General features: G+C 69.5%; 11 protein-coding genes. 7 read left to right on the forward strand and 4 right to left on the reverse strand.

From position 1 onward, the window contains the following. Nucleotides 1-17 precede the first annotated feature (17 nt). The 3 genes from ACH4XV_RS09945 to aceE form a co-directional block, all read right to left on the reverse strand. On the reverse strand, nt 18-1,178 hold the full coding sequence (locus tag ACH4XV_RS09945; RefSeq protein WP_395788137.1) for an ARPP-2 domain-containing protein: 1,161 nt from the start codon (nt 1,176-1,178) through the stop codon (nt 18-20). Beyond that, on the reverse strand, nt 1,175-2,605 hold the full coding sequence (locus ACH4XV_RS09950) for a hypothetical protein (protein WP_395788139.1): 1,431 nt from the start codon (nt 2,603-2,605) through the stop codon (nt 1,175-1,177). Before ACH4XV_RS09950 ends, ACH4XV_RS09945 begins: the two co-directional genes overlap by 4 nt. A 224-nt stretch (nt 2,606-2,829) precedes the next feature. Next, the gene (gene aceE / locus ACH4XV_RS09955; protein ID WP_395788141.1) at nt 2,830-5,565 is read right to left on the reverse strand and encodes a pyruvate dehydrogenase (acetyl-transferring), homodimeric type; all 2,736 of its coding nucleotides are present in this window, start codon (nt 5,563-5,565) and stop codon (nt 2,830-2,832) included. A gap of 391 nt (nt 5,566-5,956) precedes the next feature. Here aceE and ACH4XV_RS09960 point away from each other — a divergent pair, with 391 nt between their 5' ends. Further along, the gene (locus ACH4XV_RS09960) at nt 5,957-6,181 is read left to right on the forward strand and encodes a DUF1918 domain-containing protein (RefSeq protein WP_395788143.1); all 225 of its coding nucleotides are present in this window, start codon (nt 5,957-5,959) and stop codon (nt 6,179-6,181) included. A 190-nt stretch (nt 6,182-6,371) separates the two neighbouring features. After that, complete coding sequence (locus tag ACH4XV_RS09965) at nt 6,372-6,815, forward strand: DUF3052 domain-containing protein (RefSeq protein ID WP_379995360.1); 444 nt, start codon at nt 6,372-6,374, stop codon at nt 6,813-6,815. Nucleotides 6,816-6,916: 101 nt separating this feature from the next. Here the strand turns inward: ACH4XV_RS09965 and ACH4XV_RS09970 are convergent, their stop codons facing one another. Further along, nucleotides 6,917-7,864, reverse strand: coding sequence for a maleylpyruvate isomerase N-terminal domain-containing protein (locus ACH4XV_RS09970; RefSeq protein ID WP_395788145.1), 948 nt, complete (start codon nt 7,862-7,864; stop codon nt 6,917-6,919). Between the two features lie 130 nt (nt 7,865-7,994). Between ACH4XV_RS09970 and ACH4XV_RS09975 the strand changes: the two genes are divergently transcribed. The 5 genes from ACH4XV_RS09975 to ACH4XV_RS09995 all read left to right on the forward strand — a co-directional run bounded on the left by ACH4XV_RS09975 (nt 7,995) and on the right by ACH4XV_RS09995 (nt 12,112). Continuing rightward, nucleotides 7,995-8,453, forward strand: a complete 459-nt coding sequence (locus tag ACH4XV_RS09975; RefSeq protein ID WP_395788147.1) for a peroxiredoxin — start codon at nt 7,995-7,997, stop codon at nt 8,451-8,453. 166 nt (nt 8,454-8,619) lie between these two features. Next, nucleotides 8,620-9,195 carry a TerD family protein gene (locus tag ACH4XV_RS09980; protein WP_126642884.1) on the forward strand — a complete coding sequence of 192 codons (576 nt, stop codon included), beginning with the start codon at nt 8,620-8,622 and terminating at the stop codon, nt 9,193-9,195. A 197-nt stretch (nt 9,196-9,392) separates the two neighbouring features. Continuing rightward, the gene (locus ACH4XV_RS09985) at nt 9,393-9,971 is read left to right on the forward strand and encodes a TerD family protein (protein WP_126642955.1); all 579 of its coding nucleotides are present in this window, start codon (nt 9,393-9,395) and stop codon (nt 9,969-9,971) included. Nucleotides 9,972-10,117: 146 nt separating this feature from the next. Then, complete coding sequence (locus ACH4XV_RS09990) at nt 10,118-11,275, forward strand: DUF475 domain-containing protein (protein WP_395788149.1); 1,158 nt, start codon at nt 10,118-10,120, stop codon at nt 11,273-11,275. 144 nt (nt 11,276-11,419) lie between these two features. Then, on the forward strand, nt 11,420-12,112 hold the full coding sequence (locus ACH4XV_RS09995; protein WP_078975205.1) for a Tellurium resistance: 693 nt from the start codon (nt 11,420-11,422) through the stop codon (nt 12,110-12,112). Nucleotides 12,113-12,182 lie beyond the last annotated feature (70 nt).

The raw sequence follows: 12,182 nt of genomic DNA on the forward strand, positions 1-12,182 counted from the left end.
CCCCGAGCGGGGCGGCCTCAGCGGCGGCGGCCCTCGCGCTCCAGACGGTCCACCACGTGCTGCCGCAGCAGGCCCTCGAACCCGGACTCGCGGATCCGCCGGGCCAGCGCCGTCGGCGTGGTGTGCAGGGCGGTCGCCGCCGCGTCCAGGGCCCAGCCGTGCGCGTGCAGCGTGGAGAGCAGGTGGCCCCGACGGACCTGCGCCGCGGACAGTCGAAACGTCTTGCAGTAGGCGAGCCGCCCGTCCCGGTGCACGATCCGCTCGCCGATGTGGTTCTCCTCGTCGAGCCGAAACGAGGGCAGGAAGCGGGACAGCTCGAACGGCCCCAGCCGGTAAACCGACTCGCTCGTGTAGGCGCCCTCGCCGGTGAGTCCGGACAACATCAGCTGGTGGAACCGCTCCCAGGCCCCGGCCTGCCCCGCCGCCGCCCGGCGCAGGTCGGCGAGCGAGGACACCCGCGCGGCCTCGATCCCCACCACGAAGTCCGGCACCGCCTCGACGTAGTTCGCGTAGTGGAACAGCACCTCGCCGTACAGGTCTTCGAGCAGCGTCGCGTGCAGGGCGCGGTAGTCGGACGGATGCGGCACCACGAACACGCTCGCGAGCGTGTCCGCGACGTAGAGCGCGACCCCGCACTGGTCCCGATGGATCTCGAACACCTTGAGCGCGTCGGCCAGTCCGCGCACCGCGTATCCGCAATACGCCTCCTCCATCCGCGGCGACAAACCCTCGCGGACGGCCCGATCGGTCCACTCCTCCCACACGATCGAGGGCCCGCCGAAGTGCAGCGCGAGATACCCCTCCATAGCCAGGTGCATCGGCAGGAAACGCAGCCGATCGTTGTTCACGCCGCGGGCCATCCGGCGCAGCGCGCGCCGGCCCGGCATCTTCATCCGCGCGTTGCGCGGCGTGACCGGGCGCTCCTGGAGCTGGGTACCGAACGCCGCCGTTCGATCCCCGTCGGGATCCCACGACGCGACGAAGGCGTGCGGAATGAAGGAGTGGTAGTAGGTGCCGTCGCCGACCTCCACGATCGAGGGATCACCGACCTCGTAGACCCGCCGGTCCAGCCGCAGGCCGACCAGCGGCTCCTCGCGTACCAGCGGCACCACTCGCACCGCGCCCCACACCTGCGCGGGCCGGGCGATCAACCCGGTCGCCGCGAAACCGCCGTTCACGCCGCCGCCTTCCGGGACCGGAACCGGTCCTGACGATCCGCCAGGTAGCGGCGCAGCTCGGCGAACCCGGCCCGCCCCTCGGCGAAGCGGGCCAACTCCACCAGCGCCGGCACGTCCTCGGCGTCGCGCACCCCCACCGTCGGCACGCTCGCCGACAACCGCTTCACGTCGAAGCCCTCCGCGTCGTACACCGGGTTCAGATGCACCACGGCGGTCGCCCCCGTCGGATCCAACCGCTCGCGCCACACCCGCAACACCTCGGCGGCCAGCCCCGGCGGGCTGTTGTCCCAGCCGTCCGAGACCACGATCAGCCGGTCCGGGGCCAGTTCCAGCGCGTCGATCACGCGCTCGCCCAGCGGCGTCGGCCCGCTCGGCCGCACCAGCAGCGGGTCGTGTGTGCCCGAGGTCCACAACCCGGTGAACTCCTTGGCCAGCGCCTTGAGCAGGAACCGACACGCGAGCGCCACGGCCAGCGGGCGCTGCCGCTTCGCGGTCGAACCGAACGACGAGAAACTGTCGTCGAGCACCGCGACCACCCGCCCCCAGGTGCCTGCGGCGGGGCCCGCCACGCGGCGTGCGGAGACGGTCATCGCGTGCCGCAACTCGTCGTGCCGGGCCGCTCGTTCGGCCTGCGACAGGGACAGTACGTACGACGCGAGCCGGGTCAGCGGCATCGTGGTGAGATCGGCCCGGACCGCCGCCACCCCGGTCCGCTCGGCCGCGTCCTGCAGGCGCAGGCGCTCCAGGCGGGTCAGCTGCGGGGCGATCTTCTCCAGGAAGGTGGCCCGCTTGATGCCGTGCATCGAGGCCAGCCCCTCGGCCACGCTGTACGGCAGGTCGTAGAGCGCGCGCTGCGCGTAGTGCGCCTGTCGCCACGTCTCGAACAGCGGCGTGCCGAACGCCGACACCTTCCGGGGCGAGCTGAACAGGAACGTCCCGGTCTCGGCGGGCACTTCCAGATGCGCGTGCCGCATCGTCGCCTTCACCCCGGTGCGGTACTTCACCGCGTCGAAGACCGGATCGCGGCGCTGCGCGGTCCAGTCGCGCATGATCGCCCGGGTGCGCCGGTTGTTGACGCCGCGTCGGGCCAGCTCGCGAAACAGCCGCCAGACCCGCTGAGGGGCCATCAGTTCCAGCCGGCGGGCGATCAGCTCACCCTCGCGGCGGCGCACCTCGGGGGTCAGGTCGCGGCTGCTCACCAGCAGGTTGCGAACGATCAGCGCGGCGTTGAAGTCGTTGATGTCCAGGGCCAGCGACGCGGCGTAGAGCTCGCGGTAGTTGCCCAGGATGTATTCGTGCAGGAACTCCACCGACAACCGCTGTGCGGTCGCGTCGTCACGGAACTCGCGCTGCCCGGTGGAGGTCACCGCCGCGTTGACGAACATCACCACGTCCTCGCACGCGACCAGGTCCCGGCGGTCCACCACGCATCCCCTCGGCCCGACGAAAAGTGGATGCCGGCCGGGGAATGGAGGAGCGAACAGCGAAGTGACGCTTAAGAGGCGATTCCGAAAGTCGCAAACCGAAGTCCCGCGGCCGGCCCGGAAAGTCTAGACCGGGGTGATCCCGAAGGAGCGGGAAATAACGGCCGAGGCCCCGATCCGCGCACGGATCGGGGCCTCGGCCGCACTATCGGCAGGTCACCGGCGGGTCAGGCGTCGCCGCCGACCGTGCCCACTCCGGCCGCCTTGACGTCCAGGAGCTGGTACTGAGCGATGGCCTTGGCCACCACGCCCGGGTCGATCTCGCCCCGGCGGGACAGCTCCGACAGCACACCCACCACGACGGACTCGGTGTCCACGTGGAAGAAGCGCCGGGCCGCGCCGCGGGTGTCGGCGAAGCCGAAACCGTCGGTGCCCAGCGACGCGAAGTCGGCCGGGACCCAGCGCGAGATCTGGTCCGGGACGGCCCGCATCCAGTCGCTGACCGCCACCACCGGGCCGGGACGGCCGTCGAGTACGCGGGTCACGTACGGGATGTGCGGCTCGGCCTCGGGGTGGAGCAGGTTGTGCTCCTCCGCCGCGACGGCGTCGCGCCGCAGCTCGTTCCAGGACGTGACCGACCAGACGTCGGCGACCACGTTCCAGTCCTGGGCGAGCAGCTTCTGCGCGTCCAGCGCCCACGGCATGCCGACACCGGAAGCGAGGATCTGGGCGCGCAGCGCGCCCTCCTTGGCGGGGCCGTCCTGGTAGAGGTACAGGCCCTTGAGGATGCCGTCCACATCGACGTTCGCGGGCTCCGCCGGCTGCGCGATGGGCTCGTTGTAGACCGTCATGTAGTAGAAGACGTCCTCGGCGTTCTCGCCGTACATCCGCCGCAGACCGTCCTTGACGATGTGCGCGATCTCGTACGAGAAGGCCGGGTCGTACGCCACACAGGCCGGGTTGGTCGAGGCCAGCAGCTGCGAGTGCCCGTCCGCGTGCTGGGTGCCCTCGCCGGTCAGCGTGGTGCGACCGGCGGTGGCGCCGAGCACGAAGCCGCGGCTGAGCTGGTCGGCCATCTGCCAGAACTGGTCGCCGGTGCGCTGGAACCCGAACATCGAGTAGAAGACGTACACGGGGATCATCTGCTCGCCGTGCGTCGAGTACGTCGAGCCCGCGGCGATCAGCGACGCCACACAACCGGCCTCGGAGATGCCGTCGTGCAACATCTGGCCCTGCGCCGACTCCTTGTACGACAGCAGCAGCTCCCGGTCGACCGAGTCGTAGGTCTGCCCGTGCGGGTTGTAGACCTTCGCGGTCGGGAACATCGCGTCCATGCCGAAGGTGCGGTATTCGTCCGGCGCGATCGGCACGAAGCGCTTGCCGATCTCCGGGTCGCGCATCAGGTCCTTGAGCAGGCGTACGAACGCCTGCGTCGTGGCGACCGGCTGCTTCGAGCCCTTCTTCAGCACGCTGTAGACCGGGTCGCCGGGCAGCTTGAGCGCCTTGGACCGGTCCAGCCGCTGCGGCAGCGAGCCGCCGAGCGCGGCGCGCCGCTCGCGCATGTACTCCATCTCCTCGGACTTCTCACCGGGGTGGAAGTACGGGGGGAGGTCGGCTTCGAGCTGCTCGTCCGAGATCGGCAGGTAGAGCCGGTCGCGGAACGCCTTCAGGTCCGACTTGGTGAGCTTCTTCATCTGGTGCGTGGCGTTGCGCGACTCGAAGTTCGGGCCGAGCGTCCACCCCTTCACCGTCTGCGCCAGGATCACCGTCGGCTGGCCGACGTGCTCACGTGCCGACTTGAAGGCCGCGTAGACCTTGCGGTAGTCGTGCCCGCCGCGACCGAGCTTTTGGATGTCCTCGTCGCTCAGGTCCTGCACCATGCGGCGCAGCCGCGCGTCGTCGCCGAAGAAGTGCTCGCGCACGTAGGCGCCGGACTCCACCGCGTAGGTCTGGAACTGGCCGTCGGGCGTCGTGTTCATCTTGTTCACGAGCGCGCCGTCGGTGTCCTGGGCCAGCAGCGGGTCCCAGTCGCGGCCCCAGACGACCTTGATCACGTTCCAGCCGGCGCCGCGGAAGTACGACTCCAGCTCCTGGATGATCTTGCCGTTGCCGCGCACCGGACCGTCGAGTCGCTGCAGGTTGCAGTTGATCACGAAGGTGAGGTTGTCCAGCTCCTCGCGCGCGGCCAGGCCGATGTTGCCGAGCGACTCCGGCTCGTCCATCTCGCCGTCGCCGAGGAAGGCCCAGACGTGGCTGCGCGAGGTGTCCTTGATGTTGCGGTTGTGCAGGTAGCGGTTGAACCGGGCCTGGTAGATCGCCCCGAGCGGGCCGAGGCCCATCGAGACGGTCGGGAACTCCCAGAACTCCGGCATCATCCGCGGGTGCGGGTAGCTGGGCAGCCCGTTCGGCGCGGCCGACTTCTCCTGCCGGAAGCCGTCGAGCTGGGCCTCGCTCAGACGTCCTTCCAGGAAGGCACGTGCGTAGATGCCCGGCGACGCGTGTCCCTGGAAGTAGATCTGGTCGCCCGACTCCCCGTGGTCCTTGCCGCGGAAGAAGTGGTTGAAGCCCACCTCGTACAGGCTCGCCGAGGACGCGTAGGTGGCGATGTGACCACCGACGCCCAGGCCGGGGCGGTTGGCCCGCGACACCATGATCGCGGCGTTCCACCGCACGAACGCACGGATGCGCCGTTCGATGTTCTCGTCGCCGGGGAACCAGGGCTCGCTCTCCGGGGCAATCGTGTTGATGTAGTCCGTGCTCCGCAGGCCCGGCACGCCGACCTGACGTTCACGGGCCCGTTCGAGCAGCTTGAGCATGATGTATCGGGCTCGCTGGCGGCCCTGCTCGTTGATGACTGCGTCCAGCGACTCCAGCCATTCCCCGGTCTCGTTCGGATCGATGTCGGGGAGCTGGCTCGGGAGGCCGTCGCTGATGATCGAGAAGCGCTCTCGTCCGGAAGCCACGCTGTTCCTTCGCCTTATCGGTAGATGGGGACCCTCCCCGCGAGAGCGGGGTCGACCACCCTGAGCGGTGTCGCGCCGTCCCCATCGTGGTACCCGGACGTCGGATCCGTCATCTCTACCGACCGGTAATGGACCGGCGGGGTGCCCGCCTGCGTCTCATCCACCGATCATGTACCGAGCCCGGTCCGTGTTCGGTTACCGCGACAGGAGCGGAGCTGCCCTGATCGTCCGGCTGTCACCGGACGCTCCACGCGGCGGTTCGCGATTGCGGGGTGATGCAACCGTGAACCTCCAAGACCTTACGCCGACTGTCTTACGCACAGCGCACTGGCGTAGTTCCCTGGGAGGGTGTGAGTGGTTTCGCACCCGTTCGACAGGGAGGTCAGGGCTGATGCGGGCACGAATTGGCGACCGGCTCCACGTGCACGGGAACACGGTCGGCCGAGGCGATCGATTCGGGGAGATTATCGAGGTCAGGGGCCCGGACGGCGGGCCGCCGTACGTGGTGCGGTTCGAGGACGGGCACACCGGTCTGGTGGTCCCCGGCGCCGACGCGGTCATCGAGCGGGTCGGGGGCGCGGATCCGGCCGCGGGACGGCCCCGGCGCACCTGGTGAGCTTTCGTCTGTCAGGCTGGCCCTCGAATACGTTGCGTGATCCATGCCCGTCGGGGGTAGCTTCCGCACTACATGGGTGTGGCGTTTGCGCGAGTACGTGACCTGGGTACTTGCGCGAACAGCCTGGCGCGTGTGGACTTACGCGCGTGAGCCCCGAAGCGTTGTGGGGCCGGACAAGGGAGGTTGATTCGTGAGCGCGACCGCGGACCACGCGGAAGAGCGGGCCAACTCGGCCGTTCGACTTGGGTTCCAGCCCGGACAGGTGGTCCAGGAGCTCGGTTACGACGACGACGTGGACGAGGAGCTGCGCGAGGAGATCGCGGAACTCACCGGAAACGAACTCGTCGATGAGGACTACGAGGATGACGTTGCCGACGTCGTCCTGCTGTGGTTCCGGGAGGACGACGGCGATCTCGTCGACACCCTCGTGGATGCCCTCGCCACGCTCACGGATGGCGGCCATATCTGGCTGCTGACCCCGAAGACCGGCCGGGACGGATATGTAGAACCCTCGGACATCGGTGAAGCCGCGCCGACGGCGGGATTGGCCCGCACGACGAGCTTCGGCGCCGTCAAGGACTGGTCGGCGACCCGTCTGGTGTCGCCCAAGGCGGTGCGCAGCGGCAAGAAGTGACTCGACGCCACTGCGGTAAGCAGACGAAGAGACCCCGGTGCGGTGACAAAGGTCACCGCACCGGGGTCTCGGCTGTTCGGGGTCGTCCCGGCGCCTTCGGGTCAGGGGCGGGTTCGGGTGAGGGTGGGGAGCAGGGCCGTTATGCGGCCGACGCCGCCGAGCGCGGCGGCGGTCAGGCGCAGGGCCGGGCCGCCGGGCAGGCCCGGGACGTGGTCGAGCAGGGGGGCCAGGGACAGCAGGCCCGGGAGGTTGTGCGGTTTCAGGTCGCGGCGGGCCAGGAGTGCGGGGACGGGGCGGCGGCCGGCGGAGGCGTCCAGGAGCAGGGCGGCGGCGCGGGCCTCGACGGCGGGCAGGTTCGGTCGACCGGGCGGGAGCGGGAAGACCTCCCAGCCGGTGCCGGCCGCGCCGGGGGCGGCGAAGCCCCAGCCGCCGCCGGGCACGGCCAGTCCGGTGCGGGCCCGGACGCGGTGCCGGGCGGCGAGCGCGCCGGTGATGTCGGCCAGGGCCAGGACGCCGGCGTCCAGCAGCTCGGGCTGCGGTTCGTCCGCACCGCAGGGGGCCAGGTCGAGCGCGTGTACGGCCAGCTCGTAGGCGATCGCGCCGAGCTGGGTGAGCAGCGGGACCGGGCCGACCTGCGAGCCGGTGCGGGCCAGGGCCAGGGACGGGTCCTCGGTGGTGGCGTCGAAGGCGGCGACCAGTCGGACCCGGCCGTCGTCGAGCGCGGCGAGCAGTTCCTCCCGATCGGCGTCGCGGTGGGCCAGGACCAAGCGCGCGTTGACCTCGTCCTGGTGCATCGGCGCCGCGTCCGGGGCCCGTCGGCCGCTCGCCTCGGCCAGCAGGCGGGCGAGCAGCGGGGCCTCGGGCCAAGACGCGAGGTGGGTGATCACGGCGCGGCCGTCCCAGCCCGGCAGGCGGGACGGCGCGTCGAGGTCGACCCGGTCGGCCAGGTCGCGGAAGGCGTCCCAGGCGGCCAGGGCCCGCGTGCGCTGCGCCTCGGCGGGCATGGAGGCGGTGCCCCACGGGCCGCTGACGATCTCGATCGAGGACATGCCCGCATACTGCCCGCTCGCCCGACCGCCGAACGCCGACCCCCCACCCGCCCGTGCCGGCTCCCACGCGCCATCGGGCTAGGCTCGCCGGCGCGAAGCGGACGTTGCCCGGGACGAGGAGATGCGCACGATGGCCGTGGAGATCGGTAGCGAGGCCCCCGACTTCGAGCTGCGGAACCAGCACGGTGAGGGTGTGCGGCTCGCGGACTTCCGGGGGGAGAAGAACGTGCTCCTCGTCTTCTATCCGTTCGCGTTCACCGGCGTGTGCACCGCCGAGCTGGGCGCGCTGCGCGACGAGCTGTCCGCTTTCCAGAACGACGATGTGCAGGTGCTCGCGCTCTCCTGTGACGCGCCGTTCTCGCTGCGGGTGTTCGCCGAGGCGGAGGGCTACGGGTTTCCGCTGCTCTCGGACTTTTGGCCGCATGGCGCCGCGGCTCGGGCGTACGGGGTCTTCGCCGAGGACAAGGGGTGCGCGTTGCGGGCGAGCTTCGTGATCGACCGGGGCGGGGTGATCCGCTGGAGCGTGGTCAACGCGATGCCCGACGCGCGGGACCGGACGGAGTACCACAGGGCGCTCGCGGCGCTGTGAGGCGAGGTTCGCCGGCCGGTTCGCGCGTAGCTCGGGCCGGGGCGGGTACCCGTGCCGCGGCGAGACCTCCCGCCGGTCAGGAACTCATGACTAGGATCGGCGCGTTGTCACGTCGTAGGCGAAAACCCCGGGGCACCCGTTGCTCCATGAACTTTTTGGAGGACTCGTGGGCGTCAGCCTGAGCAAGGGCGGCAACGTCTCGCTCTCGAAGGAGGCTCCCGGCCTGACCGCCGTTCTCGTCGGCCTGGGTTGGGACGTGCGTACGACCACCGGCACGGACTTCGACCTCGACGCGAGCGCGATCCTGCTCAACGGAAGCGGCCAGGCGCCGTCGGACGGGCACTTCGTCTTCTTCAACAACCTGAAGAGCCCGGACGGCTCCGTCGAGCACACCGGCGACAACCTCACCGGTGAGGGCGAAGGCGACGACGAGGCGATCAAGGTCAACCTCGCGGGTGTCCCCGCCGATGTCGAGCGGATCGTCTTCCCGGTCTCGATCTACGACGCCGAGACGCGGCAGCAGAGCTTCGGCCAGGTCCGCAACGCGTTCATTCGCATCGTGAACCAGGCCGACAACAAGGAACTCGCCCGGTACGACCTCACCGAGGACGCGTCGACCGAGACCGCGATGGTGTTCGGCGAGCTGTACCGCAACGGCGCGGAGTGGAAGTTCCGCGCGGTGGGCCAGGGCTACGCCTCGGGCCTGCGCGGCATCGCCAAGGACTTCGGGGTCAACGTCTGACCCGGGCGCACATGATCGACGCCCGCCGACCGCTCACCGCGGTCGGCGGGCGTTCGTCGTCCCGGACCGGTCGGGCCCGCGCCGGGGGTTGTCGAAATGTGCGCCTGTGCATGTCCAGAGCTGTGCAAAAAGGGGGCCCCGGCGGGTCGGGGGCGTGGCAAGGTTGAACGCGAATGTACGACGATCAGGAGGATTCGATGGGGGTCACCCTCGCCAAGGGCGGAAACGTCTCGCTGAGCAAGGCCGCACCCAACCTCACCAATGTGCTGGTGGGTCTGGGCTGGGACGCGCGCGCCACCACGGGCGCCTCGTTCGACCTGGACGCGAGTGCGCTGCTGTGCGGTGGGGCGGGCAAGGTGCTCGGCGACGACTATTTCGTTTTCTACAACAACCTGAAGAGCCCCGAGGGGTCGATCGAGCACACCGGTGACAACCTCACCGGTGACGGCGACGGCGACGACGAGGTGATCCTGGTCGACCTGACGGCCGTTCCGGAGCAGGTCGAGAAGGTGGTTTTCCCGGTCTCCATCTACGACGCGGAGATGCGCGGGCAGACCTTCGGCCAGGTCCGCAACGCCTACATTCGGATCGTGAATCAGGCGGACAACAACGAGCTGGCGCGTTACGACCTGACCGAGGACGCGTCAAGCGAGACTGCCATGATCTTTGGAGAACTTTACCGTTACCAGGGGGAGTGGAAGTTCCGCGCAGTAGGGCAGGGGTACGCTTCGGGCCTGCGGGGGATCGCACTCGACTTCGGCGTCAGCGTGCAGTGAGTACGCGCTGACGGTGTGTCAGGGTCGGTCACCCGGTGGGGCCGGCCCTGACGCCTTTCCCGAGGACTCTCGGGCGGGGGATGAGGGCCGGTCTTCCTGATGACCCGCCCGGAGATTGCAATCCCAGGTAGATAAGGACCTCATCCGTGGTAATCCGTACGTTCGGCTGGTCGTTCGCGGTGACGGCGGTCGGTCTCGCCGTCGCCGCCTATTTCTGGGGAGCGACCGGATTCGGCATCGTGCTGATCCTGTCGATCCTCGAGATCTCGTTGTCTTTCGACAACGCTGTAGTAAATGCCACGATCCTCAAGAAGATGAATGCCTTCTGGCAGAAGATGTTCCTGACGGTCGGCATTCTCATCGCCGTCTTCGGCATGCGTCTCGTCTTCCCGCTGCTCATCGTGAGTCTCACCGCGGGGATGAGCCCGGCGGATGTGGTGGACCTCGCGTTCCACGAGAACAAGATGATCGACGGCATGACCTACGCCGATCACCTGGACGAGGCGCACCCGGCGATCGCCGCCTTCGGTGGACTGTTCCTGCTGATGATCTTCCTTGACTTCATGTTCGACGAGGAGCGCGAGCACCACTGGGTCGGCCCGCTGGAACGGTTCACCGGCAAGCTCGGCAACTTCGACGTGCTGTCCACCCTGATCGCGCTGGTCACCCTGGTGGTCGTGGCGCAGTCGCTCGCACCCGCGCACAAGGAGGGCACGGTCATGGTGGCGGGCGTGCTCGGCCTGATCGCGTACCTGGCCGTCGGCGGGCTCTCCGACTACTTCGAATCGCACGGCACGCTCGGCGAGATCAACGCCGAGGAGGACGAGGACGAGGACGCCGAAGAGGGCGCCGGGGCGGTCCAGGCCGCGCGCAGCGGCCCGAACACCGCGCAGCTGGCCGCCGGCAAGGCCGCCTTCTTCATGTTCCTCTACCTCGAGGTGTTGGACGCGTCGTTCTCCTTCGACGGTGTGGTCGGCGCGTTCGCCATCACCCAGGACCTGCTGATGATCACGCTGGGTCTGGGTATCGGCGCGATGTACATCCGGTCGCTCACCGTCTACCTGGTGCGCCAGGGCACGCTGGACGACTACGTGTACCTGGAGCACGGCGCGATGTACGCGATCGGCGCGCTCGCCGGCATCCTCCTGGCGTCGATCAAGTGGGAGATCCACGAGGTGATCACCGGCGTGGTCGGGGTGGGCTTCATCGGCGTCGCGCTGATCTCCTCGATCGTCCGCAACAAGCGGATCGGGCACGTCCCCGGGCAGAACGGCGAGGCCAAGACCAAGGCCGGGGTCGTCTAACCACCCGGCGGCACGTCCCGCGGGCACGACCGGTACCGCGTCCGAGCATCCGTCGGGCGCGGTACCGGTTTTTTCCGGCCCGGTTATGTTGTGTACTGAAGCCGCCACCACGCGTACGCGGGCTCGGGATCAGGGGAGGGCTTGATGCCGCTTTTCGACTGGCGTCGGGGATTGATCGAACGCGAGCCGGACCACGGCGGGCACAAGGTCGCGCTGACCCGCTCGACGCCCGAGGTCTCGCTGACCCAGGCGGGCTCGGCGACCGGCACGCTGCGGGTCAACCTGCACTGGAACCCGCAGGTCGAGCAGGCACCGCCGCGGCAGCGCAGCGGCGGGCTCTTCCGGCCGCTGGCCGTGCAGTCGCCGCCGCTGCCGCAGAAGATCGACCTCGACCTGGGCTGCATGTGGGAGATGTCCGACGGCTCCAAGGGCGTGGTCCAAGCGCTCGGCAACCTGTACGGGCAGTTCAGCCAGCCGCCGTACGTGCGCCTGGACACCGACGACCGCTCCGGGTCGGCGTCGGGCGAGACGTTGTTCATCAACATCGACCAGGCGCGCAACGTGCGCCGACTGCTCATCTTCGTCTACATCTACGAGGGCATTCCGGCGTTCGACCAGGTCAACGGCGTGGTCACGCTGTTCCCGAACGCGGGTCTGCCGATCGAGGTGCGGTTGGACGAGCACGCGCGCGAGGCGCACACCTGTGCGGTGGCGGTGGTGGAGAACCACGGCGACGACATCGTGGTCCGCCGCGAGGTCCGCTACGTGCACGGCTATCAGGCCGAGCTGGACCGCGAGTACGGGTGGGGTCTGCTGTGGGCGCGCGGCTACAAGTGAGGCGCGGGCACCGGTGATCCGGTGCGCCGGGTGACCCGGTCCGTCGGCGGACCGGGTCACCCGTGCGCGG

It is taken from the genome of Embleya sp. NPDC020630, from assembly GCF_044334985.1.
Lineage (GTDB): Bacteria > Actinomycetota > Actinomycetes > Streptomycetales > Streptomycetaceae > Embleya.